This window comes from Cribrihabitans marinus, assembly GCF_900109035.1.
GTDB lineage: Bacteria > Pseudomonadota > Alphaproteobacteria > Rhodobacterales > Rhodobacteraceae > Cribrihabitans > Cribrihabitans marinus.
Window position 1 is genome coordinate 121,403 of sequence record NZ_FNYD01000007.1, and the last position, 19,438, is coordinate 140,840.

At 65.1% G+C, this 19,438-nt stretch carries 18 protein-coding genes; 8 read left to right on the forward strand and 10 right to left on the reverse strand.

Annotation, left to right across the window (positions count from 1 at the left end; genetic code table 11):
• The first annotated feature begins 161 nt into the window (after nucleotides 1–161).
• Genes aceE through lpdA form a run of 3 tightly spaced genes read left to right on the forward strand, consistent with a single transcriptional unit; the run spans nucleotide 162 to nucleotide 5,891 of the window.
• Complete coding sequence (gene aceE / locus BMX57_RS12825; RefSeq protein WP_092367572.1) at nucleotides 162–2,816, forward strand: pyruvate dehydrogenase (acetyl-transferring), homodimeric type; 2,655 nt, start codon at nucleotides 162–164, stop codon at nucleotides 2,814–2,816.
• Entirely contained in the window at nucleotides 2,725–4,128 is a 1,404-nt protein-coding gene (gene aceF / locus BMX57_RS12830) for a dihydrolipoyllysine-residue acetyltransferase (RefSeq protein ID WP_092367575.1), read from the forward strand. The genes aceE and aceF overlap by 92 nt, the downstream gene beginning before the upstream one ends.
• Before the next feature lie 14 nt (nucleotides 4,129–4,142).
• Nucleotides 4,143–5,891, forward strand: a complete 1,749-nt coding sequence (lpdA, locus tag BMX57_RS12835; protein ID WP_092367578.1) for a dihydrolipoyl dehydrogenase — start codon at nucleotides 4,143–4,145, stop codon at nucleotides 5,889–5,891.
• A gap of 51 nt (nucleotides 5,892–5,942) precedes the next feature.
• On the opposite strand, the gene BMX57_RS12840 is transcribed toward lpdA, so the two are convergent.
• The gene (locus BMX57_RS12840; protein WP_092367581.1) at nucleotides 5,943–6,182 is read right to left on the reverse strand and encodes an Lrp/AsnC ligand binding domain-containing protein; all 240 of its coding nucleotides are present in this window, start codon (nucleotides 6,180–6,182) and stop codon (nucleotides 5,943–5,945) included.
• 161 nt (nucleotides 6,183–6,343) lie between these two features.
• On the opposite strand from BMX57_RS12840, the gene hisB reads away from it, so the two are divergent.
• Both hisB and hisH read left to right on the forward strand, forming a co-directional pair.
• Complete coding sequence (gene hisB, locus BMX57_RS12845) at nucleotides 6,344–6,931, forward strand: imidazoleglycerol-phosphate dehydratase HisB (protein WP_092367584.1); 588 nt, start codon at nucleotides 6,344–6,346, stop codon at nucleotides 6,929–6,931.
• Nucleotides 6,932–7,570, forward strand: a complete 639-nt coding sequence (hisH, locus tag BMX57_RS12850; protein WP_092367587.1) for an imidazole glycerol phosphate synthase subunit HisH — start codon at nucleotides 6,932–6,934, stop codon at nucleotides 7,568–7,570.
• Nucleotides 7,571–7,580: 10 nt separating this feature from the next.
• Here the strand turns inward: hisH and BMX57_RS12855 are convergent, their stop codons facing one another.
• Nucleotides 7,581–7,967 (reverse strand): DUF2147 domain-containing protein, encoded by a 387-nt coding sequence (locus BMX57_RS12855; protein WP_092367590.1) that lies wholly within the window; start codon nucleotides 7,965–7,967, stop codon nucleotides 7,581–7,583.
• A gap of 131 nt (nucleotides 7,968–8,098) precedes the next feature.
• Between BMX57_RS12855 and hisA the strand changes: the two genes are divergently transcribed.
• Nucleotides 8,099–8,821 (forward strand): 1-(5-phosphoribosyl)-5-[(5-phosphoribosylamino)methylideneamino]imidazole-4-carboxamide isomerase, encoded by a 723-nt coding sequence (gene hisA / locus BMX57_RS12860; RefSeq protein ID WP_092367593.1) that lies wholly within the window; start codon nucleotides 8,099–8,101, stop codon nucleotides 8,819–8,821.
• A 284-nt stretch (nucleotides 8,822–9,105) separates the two neighbouring features.
• Here the strand turns inward: hisA and BMX57_RS12865 are convergent, their stop codons facing one another.
• Nucleotides 9,106–10,326, reverse strand: a complete 1,221-nt coding sequence (locus BMX57_RS12865) for a phenylacetate--CoA ligase family protein (RefSeq protein ID WP_092367596.1) — start codon at nucleotides 10,324–10,326, stop codon at nucleotides 9,106–9,108.
• 137 nt (nucleotides 10,327–10,463) lie between these two features.
• On the opposite strand from BMX57_RS12865, the gene BMX57_RS12870 reads away from it, so the two are divergent.
• Entirely contained in the window at nucleotides 10,464–11,297 is an 834-nt protein-coding gene (locus BMX57_RS12870; protein ID WP_092367599.1) for a hypothetical protein, read from the forward strand.
• A 6-nt stretch (nucleotides 11,298–11,303) separates the two neighbouring features.
• Here the strand turns inward: BMX57_RS12870 and BMX57_RS12875 are convergent, their stop codons facing one another.
• The 4 genes from BMX57_RS12875 to BMX57_RS12890 all read right to left on the reverse strand — a co-directional run bounded on the left by BMX57_RS12875 (nucleotide 11,304) and on the right by BMX57_RS12890 (nucleotide 14,926).
• Nucleotides 11,304–12,140, reverse strand: coding sequence for an ABC transporter ATP-binding protein (locus tag BMX57_RS12875; RefSeq protein ID WP_092367602.1), 837 nt, complete (start codon nucleotides 12,138–12,140; stop codon nucleotides 11,304–11,306).
• 70 nt (nucleotides 12,141–12,210) lie between these two features.
• Entirely contained in the window at nucleotides 12,211–13,494 is a 1,284-nt protein-coding gene (locus tag BMX57_RS12880; protein WP_092367605.1) for an ABC transporter substrate-binding protein, read from the reverse strand.
• Between the two features lie 94 nt (nucleotides 13,495–13,588).
• On the reverse strand, nucleotides 13,589–14,665 hold the full coding sequence (locus BMX57_RS12885; protein WP_092367607.1) for a branched-chain amino acid ABC transporter permease: 1,077 nt from the start codon (nucleotides 14,663–14,665) through the stop codon (nucleotides 13,589–13,591).
• Between the two features lie 3 nt (nucleotides 14,666–14,668).
• The gene (locus BMX57_RS12890; RefSeq protein ID WP_092367609.1) at nucleotides 14,669–14,926 is read right to left on the reverse strand and encodes a hypothetical protein; all 258 of its coding nucleotides are present in this window, start codon (nucleotides 14,924–14,926) and stop codon (nucleotides 14,669–14,671) included.
• A gap of 120 nt (nucleotides 14,927–15,046) precedes the next feature.
• Between BMX57_RS12890 and BMX57_RS12895 the strand changes: the two genes are divergently transcribed.
• Nucleotides 15,047–15,391, forward strand: a complete 345-nt coding sequence (locus BMX57_RS12895) for a hypothetical protein (RefSeq protein WP_092367612.1) — start codon at nucleotides 15,047–15,049, stop codon at nucleotides 15,389–15,391.
• 15 nt (nucleotides 15,392–15,406) lie between these two features.
• Here the strand turns inward: BMX57_RS12895 and BMX57_RS12900 are convergent, their stop codons facing one another.
• The 3 genes from BMX57_RS12900 to BMX57_RS12910 all read right to left on the reverse strand — a co-directional run bounded on the left by BMX57_RS12900 (nucleotide 15,407) and on the right by BMX57_RS12910 (nucleotide 19,365).
• Nucleotides 15,407–16,393, reverse strand: coding sequence for a branched-chain amino acid ABC transporter permease (locus BMX57_RS12900; protein WP_092367615.1), 987 nt, complete (start codon nucleotides 16,391–16,393; stop codon nucleotides 15,407–15,409).
• 83 nt (nucleotides 16,394–16,476) lie between these two features.
• Nucleotides 16,477–17,295: an ABC transporter ATP-binding protein gene (locus BMX57_RS12905; protein WP_092367618.1), complete on the reverse strand. Its 819-nt coding sequence runs from the start codon at nucleotides 17,293–17,295 to the stop codon at nucleotides 16,477–16,479.
• A 96-nt stretch (nucleotides 17,296–17,391) separates the two neighbouring features.
• Nucleotides 17,392–19,365, reverse strand: coding sequence for an AMP-binding protein (locus tag BMX57_RS12910; RefSeq protein ID WP_092367621.1), 1,974 nt, complete (start codon nucleotides 19,363–19,365; stop codon nucleotides 17,392–17,394).
• Nucleotides 19,366–19,438 lie beyond the last annotated feature (73 nt).

A 19,438-nucleotide genomic window follows, 5' to 3' on the forward strand; every position in this document is an offset into this window, starting at 1 on the left:
ATCCGGCCTGTGTGCCGCCACCCCCCTTGGCAAAGCGGCACATGGGCCTCACACTGAACTCTTCAACCCGTGCATAGCTGCCCTGCGTCAGATGGGCTGCACAATAGTTTAGTATTAAACTATAAGCCCGCAACGCTACGTAAACCGGAGGAGACCGCTTCATGGCAACCGACATCGAGGACATCGACCCGATCGAGTCCCGCGAATGGCAGGACGCGATAGAGGACGTGATATCAAGGGACGGCCCCGACCGGGCGCATTTCCTGCTCGACCGCGCGGTCAGCCAGGCGCGGGCCGCCGGCGCGACGCTGCCATTCTCGGCCACGACACCCTATCAGAACACCATCCCCGCCGATGAGCAGGTCGAGATCCCCGGCGACCTGGAGATGGAATGGCGCATCCGCACCATCAACCGCTGGAACGCGATGGCCACGGTGGTGCGCCGCAACAAGGAAAGCAGCGAATATGGCGGCCACATCGCCAGCTTCGCCAGCTCGGCGGTGATGTACGATATCGGGTTGAACCATTTCTGGCGCTCGAAATCGGCGATTCACGGCGGCGACCTGGTGTTCTTCCAGGGCCACGTGATTCCCGGCATCTACGCCCGGTCCTTCATGGAGGGGCGGATCAGCGAGGAACAGCTGGAGAACTTCCGTTCGGAAGTGAATGGCGGCGGGCTCAGCTCCTACCCGCATCCCTGGCTGATGCCGGATTACTGGCAGTTCCCGACCGTCAGCATGGGCCTTGGCCCGCTGATGGCGATCTACCAGGCCCGGTTCATGAAATACATGCACAACCGCGGCCATATCGACATGGCCGACCGCAAGGTGTGGTGCTTCCTGGGCGACGGCGAGATGGACGAGCCGGAAAGCCGCGGCGCCATCGACCTGGCCGCGCGCGAGGGGCTGGACAACCTGATCTTCGTGGTCAACTGCAACCTGCAGCGGCTGGACGGCCCGGTGCGCGGCAACGGCAAGATCGTGCAGGAACTGGAGGGCGATTTCCGCGGCGCCGGCTGGGATGTCATCAAGCTTCTCTGGGGCAAGGGCTGGGACGAGCTGCTGGAGCGCGACACCTCGGGCAAGCTGCGTCAACTGATGGACGAGACCGTCGACGGCGACTACCAGACATTCAAGTCCAGGGACGGCGCATATATCCGCAAGCATTTCTTCGGCAAGTATCCCGAGACGGCGGCGCTGGTCGAGGACTGGACCGACGATCAGATCTGGGCGCTGCGCCGGGGCGGGCATGACCCGGAGAAGGTCTATACCGCCTTCAAGCGCGCGACCGAGACCAAGGGCGTTCCGACCTGCCTGCTGGTCAAGACTGTCAAGGGTTATGGCATGGGCACCGCCGGCGAGGGCCAGAACACCACCCACCAGCAGAAGAAGCTGGCCGAGGACCAGCTGCGCGCCTTCCGCGACCGGTTCAAGATCCCGGTCAGCGACGAGGATCTGCCCAAGGCGCCCTTCGTCAAGCTGAACAACGCGCAGAAGGCCTATCTGGCCGACCGCCGCAAGGAGCTGGGCGGGGACTTCCCGAAACGGGTCTCGGACTCGCCCAAGCTGGAAATTCCGGCGCTGGACAAGTTCTCGGGTCAGCTCAAGGGCAGCGGCGAGCGCGAGATCTCGACCACGATGGCCTTCGTGCGCATCCTGACCACGCTTCTGCGTGACAAGAAGATCGGCAAGCAGGTCGTGCCCATCGTGCCCGACGAGAGCCGTACCTTCGGCATGGAGGGGCTGTTCCGCTCGGTGGGCATCTACAATCCGCTGGGGCAGAAATACACGCCCGAGGATGCCGACCAGATGATGTATTACAAGGAATCGACCGACGGTCAGGTTCTGCAGGAGGGCATCAACGAGGCCGGCGCCATGGCCGACTGGATCGCCGCGGCGACCAGCTACTCCAACCACGGCGTGCCGATGATCCCGTTCTACATCTACTACTCGATGTTCGGGTTCCAGCGGATCGGCGACCTGGCCTGGGCCGCCGGCGACAGCCGCGCACGCGGCTTCATGCTGGGCGGCACCGCCGGGCGCACCACGCTGAACGGCGAGGGCCTGCAGCACGAGGACGGGCACAGCCACATCCTGGCCGGGACCATCCCCAACTGCATCAGCTATGACCCGACCTTCCAGTTCGAGGTGGCGGTGATCGTCCAGCACGGGCTGCAGCGGATGTATGGCGATCAGGAGGACGTGTTCTACTACCTCACGCTGATGAACGAGAACTATGTCCATCCCGACATGCCCATGGGCGTCGAGGAAGGCATCATCAAGGGTCTCTACCGCTTCTCCAAGACCACCCGGCCCGGCAAGAAGCACGTGAACCTGATGGGCTCGGGCACCATACTGGTGCAGGCGATGAAGGCCGCCGAGATGCTCAAGGAGGATTTCGGCGTGACCAGCGACATCTGGTCCGCAACCAGCTTCAACGAGTTGGCGCGCGAGATGCAGGACGTGGCGCGCTGGAACCGCCTCAACCCGCTGGCCGAGGAGAAGGTGCCCTATGTCGCCGAGGCGTTGTCGGGTGCCAAGGGGCCGATCATCGCCGCCACCGACTACATGAAGAGCTATGCCGAGCAGATCCGCGCCGCGGTTCCGGGCCGCTACACGGTTCTGGGCACCGACGGGTTCGGACGGTCGGACAGCCGCGTGAACCTGCGCCGGTTCTTCGAGGTGGACGCGAACCACATCGCCGCCGCTGCCATGGTCGATCTTCATCGCGAGGGCGCGGTGTCCAAGAAGGACCTCGAGGCGGCACTCAGCAAATACGACATCGACGGCGACAAGCCGAACCCGCGGCTGGTTTGAGGCCGGGAAGGAGACATCTGACATGACAATCGAAGTGAAAGTCCCCGACATCGGCGATTTCTCGGACGTGCCGGTGATCGGCATATTGGTCAGCGTGGGCGACACCATCGCCGCCGAAGACCCGATCCTGGAACTGGAGAGCGACAAGGCCACGATGGAAGTGCCCGCACCCGCCGCCGGGACGGTCAAGGAGATCAAGGTTTCCGAGGGCGATACCGTCTCCGAGGGATCGCTGGTGATGATCCTGGAGGGGTCGGACGCCGGCGCAGGCGATGCGCCCGAGGCGGAAACGAAATCCGAATCCAAGCCGGCACCGGCCGCCGAGGAGGCCCCTGCCCCCGCATCGGCGCCGACCCCCGCCCCCGCCGCGGTCACCGATGCCGGTTTCGGCAAGGTCCATGCCAGCCCGTCCGTGCGCGCCTTTGCCCGGCAGCTGGAGATCGACCTGAACAAGGTGAACGGCACCGGCCGCAAGGGCCGCATCCTGCGCGAGGACGTGACGGCCCATCTAAAATCCACCTCGGCCCCGGCCGCGGGCGGTGCGCCGGCGCAGGGCGGCATGGGCATCCCGCCGATCCCGGCGGTCGATTTCTCGAAATTCGGCCCCGTCGAAGATGTCGAGATGCCGCGCATCAAGAAGCTGAGCGGCCCGGCCCTGCACCGGTCCTGGCTGAACATCCCGCATGTCACCCACAACGAAGAGGCCGACATCACCGATCTGGACGCCTATCGCCGCGAGATGGACGCGCAAGCCAAGCAGGACGGGTATCGCGTCACGCTCCTGTCCTTCGTGATCAAGGCCAGCGTCTCGGCGCTCAAGCAACATTGGGAGGTGAACTCGTCGATCCACCCCGACGGCGACAAGCTGATCAAGAAGGATTTCTACAATATCGGTTTCGCTGCCGACACGCCCAACGGGCTGGTGGTGCCGGTGATCCGCGACGCCGACCGCAAGGGGATCATCGAGGTCTCCAAGGAACTGGGCGAGCTTTCCGCCAAGGCGCGCGAGGGCAAGCTGAAGGGCGACGACATGTCGGGCGCCACCTTCACCATCTCGTCGCTGGGCGGCATCGGCGGCACCAGCTTCACCCCGATCGTGAACGCACCCGAAGTGGCGATCCTTGGCCTGACCCGGTCCAAGATGGCACCGGTCTGGGATGCGAATGCCGGCAAGAAGGGCAAGTTCGTGCCACGCAACATGCAGCCGCTGTCGCTCAGCTATGACCACCGGGCCATCGACGGGGCGCTGGCCGCCCGGTTCTGCGCCACGCTGAAACACCTGCTCGGCGACGTGCGCCGGCTGATGCTGTAAGGGAGGGCGCGGACATGGACGTCAAGGTTCCCGACATAGGCGATTTCACCGACGTTCCGGTGATCGGCATCCTGGTCTCGGTCGGCGATACGGTCGCCGCCGAAGACCCGCTGATCGAGCTGGAATCGGACAAGGCCACGATGGAGGTTCCCTCGCCGGCCGCCGGCGTGGTCAAGGAGATCAAGGTCGCCGAGGGCGACAAGGTTTCCGAAGGCGCGCTGATCATGGTGCTGGAGTCCGACGACGCCAAGGCATCCTCGGGCGATGACGCGCCTTCGGCCAAGTCCGAGAGCGCACCGGCGGCACCCGAAGCGGTCCAGGCCACCGGCACCGCGTCCGGCAAGGGCGATGTGCATGGCGAGGTGGTCGTGCTGGGCTCGGGCCCCGGCGGATATACCGCCGCGTTCCGGGCCGCCGACCTGGGCAAGAAGGTGGTGCTGATCGAGAAGGACAGCAACCTGGGCGGCGTCTGCCTCAACGTGGGCTGCATCCCGTCCAAGGCGCTGCTGCATGCCGCCAAGGTCATCACCGAAGCCGAGGAGATGGGTGAGCACGGCATCAGCTTTGCCAAGCCCAAGACGGATATCGACAAGCTGCGCGACTGGAAGGATTCGGTCGTGAAACAGCTCACCGGCGGCCTTTCGGGCCTGGCCAAGGGCCGCAAGGTCCAGGTGGTCAACGGCTATGGCCGTTTCTCGGGGCCGAACATGATCGAGGTGCAGAACGACGAGGGCCTCACCAAGGTCAGTTTCGACCAGTGCATCATCGCCGCCGGCTCGGAACCCGTCACCTTGCCCTTCATCCCGCATGACGACGACCGGGTGATCGATTCCACCGGCGCGCTCGAGCTCGATGGCATCCCCAAGCGGCTGCTGGTGCTCGGCGGTGGTATCATCGGGCTGGAAATGGCCTGCGTCTATGACGCGCTGGGATCCAGGGTCACGGTGGTCGAGCTGATGGACCAGCTGATCCCCGGCGCCGACAAGGACATCGTGAAACCCCTGCACAAGCGGATCGAGGGCCGCTATGAGGCGATCAAGCTGAAGACCAAGGTCACCGCGGTAGAGGCGCAGAAGAAGGGGCTGAAGGTCACCTTCGAGGACGACAAGGGCGAAAGCTCGACCGACACGTTCGACAAGGTTCTGGTAGCGGTTGGGCGCCGGCCCAATGGCAAGCTGGTGGATGCCGAAAAGGCCGGTGTCGCCGTCGATGACCGCGGCTTCATCGCCGTGGACGGCCAGCAGCGCACGGGCCAGAGCCACATCTTCGCCATCGGCGACGTGGTGGGCCAGCCGATGCTGGCGCACAAGGCCGTGCATGAGGGCAAGGTTGCCGCCGAGGTCGCGGCCGGTCACAAGCGCCATTTCGATGCCAAGGTGATCCCCAGCGTGGCCTATACCGATCCCGAGGTCGCCTGGGTCGGCCTGACCGAGACGCAGGCCAAGGAACGGGGCATCAAGGTCGGCAAGGGCGTGTTCCCCTGGGCCGCGTCGGGCCGGTCGCTGTCGCTTGGCCGCTCGGAAGGTGTCACCAAGGTGATCTTCGATGAGGAGGACGATCGCGTGATCGGCGCCGGCATCGTCGGGCCCAACGCGGGCGACCTGGTGGCCGAGGTGGCGCTGGCCATCGAGATGGGCGCCGATGCGGTCGACCTGGGGCACACCATCCACCCGCACCCGACGCTCAGCGAGACGGTGAACTTTGCCGCCGAAATGTTCGAGGGCACGATCACCGACCTGATGCCGCCGAAGAAAAAGCGCTGAGACCGGCGCGACGAGATTGCGGGCAGGACGCCGACGCGCGTTCTGCCCGTCTCAGAACGCCTTGAACGTCATCGTGGTCAGCGACCGCTCGATCCCGGGGATGTCGAGCAGGCGTTCGTTGATGAAATGGCCCACATCCTGATCCTTGGGGATGTAGAGCTTCATCAGAAGATCCCATTCGCCGCTGGTCGAGTGCAGTTCCGAGTGGATCTCGCGCAGCGCGATCTCTTCGGCCACCTTGTAGGTGGCGCCGGGCTTGCAGCGAATCTGGACGAATACGCAGGTGGTCATTCCGGCCCCCGAATGTGGATGCGGCTCCAAGCTGTCATGCCGCCACTCGTGGCGCAATCCCCTGATTTCGCCGCAACACATCGCCGCGCCGGTTCCGCGCGGGCTGGCAATCATCCCGGGCATGCGCCTATATGCGGGCCGGAACCAGCAAGGATATGCCCATGCGCCGCGCCGCGATCACCCGCAAGACCGCCGAGACCGAAATCAGCGTCGAGATCGACCTGGACGGAACCGGACGCTACGATAACAGCACCGGCGTCGGGTTCTTCGATCACATGCTCGACCAGCTGGCCCGCCATTCCCTGATCGACATGACCATCAAGGCGCAGGGCGATCTGCATATCGACGACCACCACACGGTCGAGGATACCGGCATCGCGCTGGGCCAGGCGCTGGGCCAGGCCTTGGGCGACAAGCGCGGCATCGGGCGCTATGGCGAATGCCGCCTGCCGATGGACGACGCACAGGTCGCCTGCGCGCTGGACCTGTCGGGCCGGCCCTTCCTGGTCTGGACGCTGGACTTTCCCACCGCGAAGATCGGCACATTCGACACCGATCTGGTGCGCGAGTTCTTCCAGGCCCTGGCCACCCATGGCGGCATCACCCTGCATGTCGACCTGCTGCACGGGATCAACAGCCACCACATCGCCGAGGCCGCGTTCAAGTCGGTGGCGCGCGCGTTGCGTGACGCGGTGGAAACCGACCCGCGCAAGGCCGACGCGATCCCGTCCACCAAGGGCGCGCTCTGAATGCTGACGGCGATCATCGACTACGAATCGGGCAACCTGCACTCGGCCGAAAAGGCGTTTCAGCGCATGGCGCGGGAACGCGATGCCGGCGAGGTCGTGGTCACCTCGGATGCCGAAACCGTGGCCCGGGCCGACCGGCTGGTGCTGCCGGGCGACGGCGCCTTTCCGGCCTGTGCGGCGGCGCTGCGCGGGCGGACGGGGCTTTACGAGGCGCTGGTCGACGCGGTCGAGACCCACGGGCGCCCCTTCCTGGGCATTTGCGTCGGGATGCAGCTGATGGCCACCTCTGGCCATGAATACAGCACCACGCCGGGGCTGGACTGGATCGGCGGTGACGTGGTGCGGATCGAACCGGGCGACGCGCGGCTCAAGGTGCCGCATATGGGCTGGAACGATTTGGTCATAGACCGGCCGCATCCGGTCTTTGACGGGATCGAGACCGGTGACCACGCCTATTTCGTCCATTCCTACCACTTGCGGGTCGCCGATCCGGCGCATCGGATCGCCCATGTGGACTATGGCGGGCCGGTCACGGCCGTGATCGGGCGCGACACGGTGCTCGGGATGCAGTTCCACCCCGAGAAGAGTCAGGCCATCGGGTTGCGGATGATCGGCAATTTCCTGAGCTGGGCGCCCTGACCGGACGGTCTCAGTTCACCCGGCGCCAGGTCTGCTTGGAACAGATCAGCCCGCCCGCCACGCAGCCGCGCAGGGCAAGGCTGTTGCCGTCGAGATTCATCTTGCCGATATAGACCTTGTCGTTCGAGGGCCGCCACACCTTGCCGGCATAGCTGCCGTCGCCATTGGGCACCATGTCGATCACCAGCGTCTTGCCCAGATTGGGCGACTTGTATTCGCCGCCGTCGTTGAAGGTGCGCGCGATCGTCCCGCAGATCGCCGCGCCGCATTTCTGCATCCGGACATGTGCAAAGGCGCCGTCATCGGGCTGTGTCTGCCAGGTGCCCAAAACCGGATCCGCACCCGCGGTTCCAGCCAGACCCACCGCCGCGATTGCCGCCAGCAAAAGATGTTTCATCGCCATTTCCTCCCTGTTCAGGCGCAGTCTGGCCAACCCGGCGCCCGTGTTGCAAGCCTGACCTCGGGTCGCGTTGCATCCCGCCACTTGTTCATGCCATATCCGCCCGCATCCCAGCGAAAGGCGCCGCCATGATCCTCTACCCCGCCATCGACCTCAAGGACGGCCAGGCCGTGCGCCTGCTGCGCGGCGAGATGGACAAGGCGACAGTCTTCAACGACGATCCCGCCGCCCAGGCCCGCGCCTTTGTCGAGGCCGGATGCCAATGGCTGCACCTGGTGGACCTGAACGGCGCCTTCGCCGGAACGCCGGTCAACGCCGCGCCGGTCGAGGCGATCCTGGAGGCCTGCGAGGTGCCCGCGCAGCTGGGCGGCGGTATCCGGGACATGGCCACCATCGAGGCCTGGCTGGACAAGGGGCTGGCGCGGGTGATCCTCGGCACTGTCGCGGTCGAAGACCCCGCGCTCGTGCGCGAGGCCGCCCGCGCCTTTCCCGGCCGGGTGGCCGTGGGCATCGACGCCCGCAAGGGACGGGTCGCGACCAAAGGCTGGGCCGAAGAGACCGACGTCGAGGCCACCGAGCTGGCCCGCAGCTTCGAGGATGCGGGCGTGGCCGCGATCATCTATACCGACATCGACCGCGACGGCGCCATGCAGGGGCCGAATGTCCCGGCCACCGCGGCGCTCGCCCGCGCCGTCTCGATCCCGGTGATCGCCTCGGGCGGCGTCTCCTCGCTGGACGACCTGATCGCGTTGCGCGACTGCGGCGTGGCGCTGGATGGCGCCATCTCGGGCCGGGCGCTCTATGACGGCGCGCTGGACCTCGGCGAGGCCCTGGCCTCCCTGCGCGACTGAACCGCGGCATATACTGGCCGAAGGACACCTGTTCTCTGGATTGACCGTGATGCGATCACAGGCGGAAGCGCGTCAAACCCCCGAGGGCGTGATGTCGCCCCATGGCTGGTGTTCCGCTCACATGCAAGTGGCCCGCACGGGTGAATGGAACGGTTGCGCCTGATCCCTTTTGCTTGGAACAGTACAAGGATCTTGGGAACCGCCCCCCAAGTCGGCCTGTCGAAGACACGGGTTGATGGAGCCGGACCGGATGCCAACCGCGAGTGGAAGACCCGCCTGACCCCTCAGTCGTAGCTGCGCTGGTCCTCGATCACCAGCCCGTCGCGCGGCAGCGAGCCGGGGGCGACCACTTCGACCGCGCCCTTGAGCTTGAGGAGCTCGGCCACCGACCGGGCGAACCGGGCGTCGTCGCCGCCAGCCGCCTCGATCCGGACGGTCATCGCATCCATCTCGCCCTGGCGCGTGGCGATCACCCGGGCCTTGACGATCTCGTCATGCCGGGCCACCAGCTGCGCGACCTGTTCGGGCCGCACGAACATGCCCTTGATCTTGGTCGTCTGGTCGGCCCGCCCCATCCAGCCCTTGATGCGCATGTTGGTGCGCCCGCAAGGCGACGTGCCCGGCATCACCGCGCTGAGATCACCCGTGGCGAAGCGGATCAGCGGATAGTCGGGGTTGAGCGAGGTCACGACCACCTCACCCACTTCGCCCGGGGCGACCGGCGTGCCGGTGCCGGGGGTGACGATCTCGACGATGACATGCTCGTCCACGATCAACCCCTCCATTGCCGGGCTTTCATAGGCAATGTTGCCCAGATCGGCAGTGGCGTAGCATTGCAGGCAGGCGATGCCGCGATCGGCATAGTCCTGGCGCAGCGACGGGAACAGCGCACCGCCGCCCACCACCGCCCTGGTGAAGCCCAGCGCCACGCCCATCTCTTCCGCCTTGTCGAGGATCACCTTCAGGTAATCCGGCGTGCCGGCATATGCGGTGCAACCCACGTCGCGCGCCGCCGTCACTTGCAACTCGGTCTGCCCGGTCCCCGCCGGCAGCACCGCCGCGCCAACCGCCCGCGCGCCATTCTCGAAGATCATGCCGGCCGGCGTCAGGTGATAGCCGAAACAGTTCTGCACGATATCGCCTGGGCCCACACCGGCGGCATGCAGGAACCGGCCCATCCGCCACCAGTCATGATCGGTGCCGCCGGGCTCGTAGATCGGACCGGGCGACTGGAACACATGGGCGAAGTGGCGCGCGGGCTTGACCGTGTAGCCGCCGAAGGGCGGACGCTCGGCCTGTGCGCGTGTCAGGTCGGTCTTGCGCAGCACCGGCAGCGCCGCCAGCGCCCCGGGTCCGGTGATCGCCTGCGGATCGACCTCGGCCAGCGCATCGGCATATGCCGGCGCCTGCTTCGCGCGGGCGATCTGGGCCGGAAGCGCCTGGGCCAGATCCGCCGCACGCTGATCCGCCGAGCGGATTTCAAGCGCATCGAAATGCTGTGTCATGGGTCGAACCTCCGCGGGCCGCCGCCGATCTTCCGGGCGCGACAGCTTGTCAGATTGTCATTGGGTTTACGTTGGGGCAATTGACGGTATGCCATTGCATACTGCACTGGCCGGCCGAGCCGAGAGAGGACGACACCGTGACCGACACCGCCGATTCCATTGCCGAACTTGACCGCAGGATCACCTTTCACGAGGACATCCAGACGATGGAGGCCGATTTCTCGGACCTTCATTTCGACACGTCCGAAACGGTGAACCGCGTTTATGACCGGTTGGAGGATCGCATCGCGAAATCCGGCGAGGAGCACTGGTTCTTCCTGGTCAACCTGCACGGCACCCGCATCGACCCGGCCGCCTGGCTGGCCTATTCCCGACGCGGCAAGGCGCTGAACCTGTCGCATTCCATGGGCTCGGTCCGGTTCGACCCCTCCGAGGAAACGCGCGGGCAGATCCAGCGCGCCGCCAATACCGAGGCGTTCGATCCCAACCTCTTTGCCAACCGCGACGCGGCGCTGGCGCGCATCGCCGAATTGCCCAGCAAGCGCCGCAAGCGGGTGGCGCATGATCCGAACTATGTGCTGGCGGATTACGTGCGGCGCATCTCGTTCGATCCCGAGACGCAGATCATGAACGTGGATTTCTCGCATTTCACGTTTCATCACTCGCGCGACGTCAACGAGTTCTACGACCATATCGAAGAGCGTATCGCCGAGACGGGCCGCAAGTGGTTCTTTCTGATCGACCTCAACGGCTGCCAGATCCTGCCCGCGGCCTGGGTGCAATATGCCCGGCGCGGCAAGGCGCTGAACCAGGCGTCCTCGCTGGGCTCGGTGCGCTATGCCGCCGGATCCGAGACCGAGGCCGACATCCGCCTGCGCGCCGAAACCCAGGGATTCCGCCCGAATATCCGAAACACCCGCGAAGAGGCGCTGGAGCGGATTGCCGAGATGAAGGCCGAAGAACACGTCTGATCCCCCTCAGCTCAGCCACCGCTTGCGGCGGCGATAGGACCGCACGTCGCGAAAGCTCTTGCGGCCCTCGTCGGACATGCCGAGATAGAATTCCTTGACGTCCGGGTTCTCGCGCAGGTCGGCGGCGGGGCCGTCCATCACCACGCGGCCCGATTCCAGGATATAGCCGTAATGAGCATAGCGCAGGGCGACATTGGTGTTCTGCTCGGCCAGAAGGAAGGTCACGCCCTCGTTCTCGTTGATCGACTTGACGATCTGAAAGATCTGCTCGACCAGCTGCGGCGCCAGCCCCATCGACGGCTCGTCCAGCAGGATCGTCTCGGGCTTGCTCATCAGCGCGCGGCCCATCGCGACCATCTGCTGCTCGCCGCCCGAGGTGTAGCCCGCCTGGCTGCGGCGGCGTTCCTTGAGGCGCGGGAAATAGCTGTAGACCAGGTCAAGGTCGGCCTGGATGTCGGCCTTGCTGTCCTTGCGGGTATAGGCGCCGGTCAGGAGGTTCTCCTCGACCGTCAGATGCTCGAAGCAATGCCGCCCCTCCATCACCTGGATCACCCCTTTCTGTACCAGGTCGGCGGGGTCGCCGTTATGCACCGGGTTGCCGCGATACTTGACCGAACCTTTGGTGACCTCGCCACGCTCGGAATGCAGCAGGTTCGAGATCGCCTTGAGCGTCGTGGTCTTGCCCGCGCCGTTGCCCCCCAGCAGGGCAGTGATCCCGCCCTTGGGCACATTCAGGCTGACGCCCTTCAGAACGAGGATCACATGGTTGTAGATCACCTCGATATTGTTGACCTCCAGCAGGGTCTCGGCCTGCACGTCGATTTGCGTCTCTGCGTCCAGCATCAGATCACCCCTGTCCGGTCCCGTGGCGGGAAAGGGGCGGCAGCGCACCGCCGCCCCGGCTTTCATGGCCTCAGTTGCACTGCGGCTCGATGTTGTTCTCCGAGGCGTAGGCCGAGGAATCCTCCTCGATCAGCGCCCCGATCACCTCGGCATCGGTCGGCTTGAAGTCCGAGATCAGCGACCAGGTCTGGCTTTCGGCATCCCACTGGGTCACGCCCACCATGCCGTTGCCGCCATGGTTCTCGCAGGTCACCTTGAACGACGGGCCGAAATTGGGCATGCCCAGCTCGGTCATCCGCTCTTCGGTCATTTCCAGCTGCTCCATCGCGTCGCGCATCATGCCCGAGGTGATGTCCGCTGTGTCGTTCATCTCCTGTGCCTGGCGCGCCGCTTCGGCCGCCAGCATCGCAGCGTAGAGCCCGCGGTTGTAGAGCACGTTACCGATCTGGTCGCCCGCGCCCGCGGCCAATCCCTTGTCGACGACATGCGTCTGGATGTCGTCGAAAACCGGGAAGTCACGACCGACATTGTGGAAGGTCAGCGCCTTGTAGCCATTGGCGGCGCTACCTGCCGGCATCACGTCATGCTCGGCGCCCGACCACCAGATTCCAATGAAGTTTTCCATCGGGAACCGGATGTTCGCGGCTTCCTGGATGGCGACCTGGTTCATCACGCCCCAGCCCCACATCAGCACATAGTCCGGACGGTCCCGGCGGATCTGCAGCCATTGCGACTTCTGCTCCTGGCCGGGGCTGTCGACCGGCAGCAGGATCAGCTCGAAGCCGTGCTTCTTCTGCAGCTCTTCCAGCGTGCGGATCGGTTCCTTGCCATAGGCCGAGTTGTGATAGACCAGAGCGACCTTCTTGCCGCTGATGTCGTCGCCGTTGATCTCGAGCAGATAGTTGATCGCGCCCGAGGCCCCGTCCCAGTAGTTGGCGGGGTAGTTGAAGGTGTGGCTGAACACGTTGCCGTTCTTGGCCGAGGTGCGGCCATAGCCCATCGTGTGCATGGGAATGTCGTCGGCCGTTGTCTTGGGGATCAGCTGGTAGGTGATGCCGGTGCTGAGCGGCTGATAGACCAGCGCGCCTTCGCCCTTGGTCGCCTCGTAGCACTCGACGCCCTTCTCGGTGTTGTACCCGGTCTCACATTCGATGACGTTGGCCTTGACCCCGCCGATACCGCCGTCGCGCTCGTTGAGCATCGTGAAATAGTCGGCATAGCCGTCGGCGAACGGGATGCCACCCGCCGCAAAGGGCCCGGTGCGGTAGCTCAGCGACGGAAAGGTCAGATCCGCCATCGCTGGACCCGCCGCCATCGCGGCCGCAAGCGCCAGTGTTGTCAGTTTCCTATTCATCGGGTCTTTCCTCCCTTGGTTTTGTCCGATGTCTTCGCGCCCCGCGTTCCGGTCGGGGCCAACCGCAGGATGGGGTTTCACCCCATCGCCGTCGTCAATACGGGAACGGCCAGAGCCGCAGTTTCTCCTTGGCCACCCGCCACAGCTGCGCCAGCCCGTGTGGCTCCATCACCAGGAAGGTGATGATCAGCCCGCCGACGATCACCAGCTGCAGATGCGCCACGATGTCGGTGGGCCAGCCCAGCATGTCCGCGCCCACCACCTTGAGCACGACCGGCAGCAGCACCAGGAAGGCCGCGCCGGCAAACGAGCCGAATATCGAGCCCAGCCCGCCGATGATGACCATGAACAGCACCAGGAAGGATTTCTGGATGCCGAAGACCTCACCCACCTCGACCGCGCCAAGGTAGATCGCAAAGAACAGCGCCCCCGAGATGCCGACGAAGAACGAGCTGACGGCAAAGGCGGTCAGCTTGGCCCGCAGCGGGTTCACGCCGATGATCTCGGCGGCGATGTCCATGTCGCGGATCGCCATCCAGCTGCGCCCCACCGTGCCCCGCGTCAGGTTGCGCGCGACGACGGCGCAGAAGGTCAGGAAAACCAGGCAGAACAGGTAGGTCGCCCAGGCCGGCGCGTTGGGTCCGGTGATTATGATGCCGAAGGTATCGCGCTCGGGCGCGTTGATCTGGCCCGAGGCCGAGTAATTGTAGAACCACGGCACACGGTTGAACAGCCACACCAGGAAGAACTGCGCCGCCAGCGTCGCCACCGCCAGGTAGAACCCCTTGATCCGCAGGCTGGGCAGGCCGAATACCACCCCCACGGCGGCCGTGATGCCACCGGCCAGCAGGACGTGGATGAACATGCTGACTTCGGGAAAGGCGGTCATAAGCTTGTAGACGGCATAGGCCCCCACCGCCATGAACCCGCCGGTGCCCAGGCTGACCTGCCCGCAATAGCCGGTCAGGATGTTCAGCCCGATCGCCGCGATGGCATAGATCAGGAAAGGCAGCAGGATGGCGTTGGCCCAGTAATCGTTGATGACGAAGGGCACGATCCCGAAGGCCACCGCCAGCACCGCGTAGTAGCGGTAGCGGTCGAACTTGATCGGAAAGGTCTGGCTGTCCTCGACATAGGAGACCTTGAAGTCGCCTGCTTCACGGTAGAACATCGCTCAGTTTCCCCATTCTTCCTGCGCGCGATTGCGCGTTTCGCTGTCCAGCTGCCTGGACGGTCTGGCATAGCCGCTCGCCTCGGTGATCCGGACGAGCTTCATGTAGGCCACGATGCCGCTTACCAGCCCGGCAAAGGCCAGAATTGCCGCGATCACCAGCTGCCGGTCGGTCAGCCCCTCGGCGGTCAATGCGATATAGCCGAACGCCCAGAACCCGGCCCAGGCGATCACGTTGACGATGGCGATCAGCTTTCTCATACCGCAGCCCCCCGCACCCCGGGCGGCAGAAGCGGGCCGCGGGTCGTCAAATGGCCATGCAATTGCTCGGTTTTGGTCTCACAGCGTGGTATGATCGCGCCGTTCAGACCGGAGCTTCTCATGAATACACTTGCCAAAGAGCTCGAAGATCTCGAAGCGCGCCGCTCGGCCGGATCCATCTCGGACGCTGATGCCGCGCTGGCCAAACAGGCGCTCTTGCAGCGCGCCCCGTCCACCGGCGGCACGGACCGGGCGGGATCCGCCGACGCGTCGCGTCGCGGGCCAGTTGGCTGGATCATGGCGATCGTGTTCGCCAATTTCCTGCTGACGCTCCTGGTGCTCGGCGGTATGGCGGCATTCGCGTATTTCGTGCTTCCCTTGACGCTGGCCCTGCCCATCCTGATCATCATGGTCCTGATCCTGCCGGTCCTGTGGCTCATCGAATGGTTCGGCGATCTGTTCTGATCCTGGCGCACGGCCTCACACCCTCTCGATGATCTTCTCGCCGAACAGGCCCTGCGGCCGGAACACGAGGAAGATGAGCGCCAGCACATAGGCGAACCAGTTTTCGGTCGCCCCGCCCACCAGCGGGCCGATGGCGAACTCGAACAGCTTTTCGCCCACCCCGATGATCAGCCCGCCGACGATTGCGCCGGGGATCGAGGTGAAGCCGCCCAGCATGAGAACGGGAAGCGCCTTGAGCGCGATCAGCGACAGCGAGAACTGCACGCCGGACTTGGTGCCCCACATGATCCCCGCGACCAGCGCGACGAAGCCCGCGACCGACCAGACCATGATCCAGATGAAGTTGAGCGAGATGCCCACCGACAGCGCCGCCTGGTGGTCGTCGGCCACCGCGCGCATCGCCCGGCCCTGCTTGGTATACTGGCTGAACGCGACCAGGGCCGCCACCAGCAGCGCCGCGATCACGGTCGCCACGATGTCCAGGTTGTCGATGAAGAAGCCGTAGCCGAAGATGTTGAACGTGGTCTCGTCGATCCACAGGTTGATGCCCTGCGGCAGGCCCACGTCCAGTGTCTTGATCTCGGAGCCCCACATCAGGTCGGCCACGCCTTCCAGGAAATAGGCCAGCCCGATCGTGGCCATGAACAGGATGATCGGCTCCTGCCCGACCAGATGACGCATCACGAAGCGCTGCACGCACCATGCCAGCAGCACCATCACCGCCATCGTCAGCGCGATCGCCACCACCGCCGGCACCTGCCAGCCGAAATGCGTGACATGCAGGCCGAATGTGGCGTTGATCAGATGCGAAAACGGCACCTGCCCCTGCATGATCCCCACCAGGGTCATCGCCGCAAACAGGGCCATCACGCCCTGGGCGTAGTTGAAGATGCCCGAGGCCTTGAAGATCAGCACGAACCCAAGGGCCACAAGCGCATAAAGCACCCCGGCCATGAGACCGTTGAGGATGACCTCCATCGCGAAAATCAGTTGCTCAGGCATCGGATGCTCTCCCTGTCGGCCGGGTGTCCCCTGCCCCGGATCCGGTCCGGGGCCTCCTGTCGGCGGGCACCCGCCACGTGAACTCAGTCATGGCTGACCCCCAGATAGGCGTCGATGACCTCCTGGTTGCCGCGCACCTCGTCGGGCGTGCCGTCGCCGATCTTGCGCCCGTAATCCATCACCACAACCCGGTCGGACAGGTCCATGACCACGCCCATGTCGTGCTCGATCAGCGCGATGGTGGTGCCGAACTCGTCGTTCACGTCGAGGATGAACCGGCTCATGTCCTCCTTCTCCTCGACATTCATGCCGGCCATAGGCTCGTCCAGCAGAAGCAGCTTGGGTTGCGCGGCCAGCGCCCGGGCCAGCTCGACCCGCTTCTTCAGCCCGTAGGGCAGGCGCGAGACCGGGGTCTTGCGGATGTGCTGGATCTCCAGGAAGTCGATCACGTTCTCGACGACCTTCCGGTTCGCGCTTTCCTCGGCCTCGGCCCGGCCCTTCCACAGCGCCTGCGCGAACAGGCCGCTCTTCATGTGGTTCAGCCGGCCGGTCATCACGTTGTCCAGAACGCTCATCCCCTCGAAAAGGGCGATGTTCTGGAAGGTGCGCGCGATGCCTTGCCGCGCCACCTCGAAGGGTTTCATCTGCGGGCGTCTTTCGCCGCGAAACCACACCTCGCCCTCCTGCGGAAGGTAAAAGCCCGAGATCACGTTCAGCATCGAGGACTTGCCGGCGCCGTTCGGGCCGATGATCGCGCGGATCTCGCCCTCGCGGATGTCGAAGGAGATTTCCTTGATCGCCACCACCCCGCCGAAGCGCAGGGTGATGTTCTTCATCTCCATCACCACCCCGCCGATCTTGCGGCCGTCTTCGGTGGTGTAGCCTTCCGAGGCGTCAAGCATCTGGATTCCCTCTCACATTCCGGGCGCCCCGACGGGACGGCGGGCGGGGCGAGGCCCCGGATCCCATCCGGGGCGAGCGGCGCGCGTCCGGCCCGCTCATTCCGCGGCCACCTGCTGCGGCGTCACCGGCACCACCTTGGCGTCGCGGATCTCCAGCGTTGCCTTGATCGAGCCCTTGCGCCCGTCCTCATAGGTCACTTCCGTCACGGTCGAGATCTTCTCCGACCCGTCATAGAGCGCATCGATGATGTCGGCGAATTTCTCCTCGACGATGCGGCGACGCACCTTGCGGGTGCGGGTCATCTCGCCATCGTCGGCGTCCAGTTCCTTGTGCAGCACCACGAAGCGATGCACCTGGCAGCCCGACAGCATCGGGTCCTCGGCCACCGAGGCGTTGACCGCCTCCACATGCTCCTGGATCGACGCCAGCACCCGCGGATGGCCCGCAAGCTCCTGGTAGGACGCATAGGCGATGTTGTTGCGCTCGGCCCAGTTGCCCACCGCCGAGAGGTCGATATTGATGAAGGCCACGCATCGGTCGCGGTTGTTGCCGAACACCACCGCCTCGAGGATATCGGGGTAGAATTTCAGCTTGTTCTCGACATATTTGGGCGCGAACATCGCCCCGTCGGCCATCTTGCCCACATCCTTGGCGCGGTCGATGATCCGCAAATGGCCGCTGTCCTCCTCGAAGAACCCGGCATCCCCGGTGGCGACCCAGCCCTCTTCATCCTTGGTCGAGGCGGTGCTTTCGGGGTTCTTGTAGTATTCCACGAAGGTGCCAGGCGAGCGATAGAAGATCTCGCCATTGTCGGCGATCCTGATCTCGACATCCGGGGCCGGCACGCCCACCGTGTCGGCGCGCACCTCGCCATCGGGCTGCACGGTGATGAACACCGTCGCCTCGGTCTGGCCGTAGAGCTGTTTGAGGTTGATCCCCAGCGAGCGGTAGAATTCGAAGATCTCGGGGCCGATAGCCTCGCCGGCGGTATAGCCCACGCGGATCCGGCCATAACCCAGCGTGTCCTTGAGCGGGCCATAGACCAGCAGGTTGCCCAGCGCATATTTCACCCGGTCCCAGGCGCCCACTTGCCTGCCGTCCAGGATCCGGCCGCCGACCTTCTTGGCATGGGCCATGAAGTGGTGGAACATCCGCTGCTTGAGCGGGCTGGCATCCTCCATCCGGATCATCACGTTGGTCAGCTGGCCTTCGAACACACGCGGCGGGGCGAAGAAATAGGTCGGCCCGATCTCGCGCAGGTCGGTCATCATCGTGTCCGCGCTTTCGGGGCAGTTCACGCAGAACCCGCACCAATAGGCCTGGCCGATCGAGAAGATGAAATCGCCGACCCAGGCCATCGGCAGATAGGACAGGATGTCCTCGTTGCGGGTCAGGTGATCGAACTCGGCCGAGTTCCGGGCGCTCTCGATCACGTTGCGGTTCGACAGCACCACGCCCTTGGGCTTTCCGGTGGTGCCGCTGGTGTAGAGCATCACGCAGGTGCTGTCATAGGTCAGCCTGTCCCGGCGCGCCTGGAGGTCGGTGAACCATTCCTCGCGCGCGGCGCGGCCCTGTTCCTGCACATGGCTGAACTGGTGCAACGTGTGGTGGTCGTATTTCCGCAATCCGCGCGGGTCGAGATAGAGCACATGTTCCATCTGGTGCAGCTGGTCCTGCACCTCGATCACCTTGTCGACCTGTTCCTGGTCGCTGACGATGACGAAACGCGCGCCGCAATGGCCCAGCACATAGGCCATCTCTTCGGCCACCGCGTCCTGGTAGAGCGGCACCGGCACCGCGCCGACCATCTGCACCGCAACCATCGACCAGTAGAGATAGGGCCGGTTGCGGCCGATGATGGCGACGAAATCGCCCTCGTTGACGCCCAGGTTGATCAGACCCAGCGCCAGCGCCTCGATCTCGGCCTCGGTTTCGGCCCAGCTCCAGCACTGCCAGATGCCGTATTCCTTCTCGCGGTAGGCGGGGCTGGAGCCGAACTCCGTCGCGTTGCGGTGTAGCAGCGCCGGCAGGGACTGAAGCCCCCCGGTGCCAGACTGCGTCTGAGCCAAGTCCTCTCTCCTCCCCGTTCCGCGGGTCCATGCGGGCCGCGCGCCGCCGGGCGCGCCGGCACCGCCGACCGTG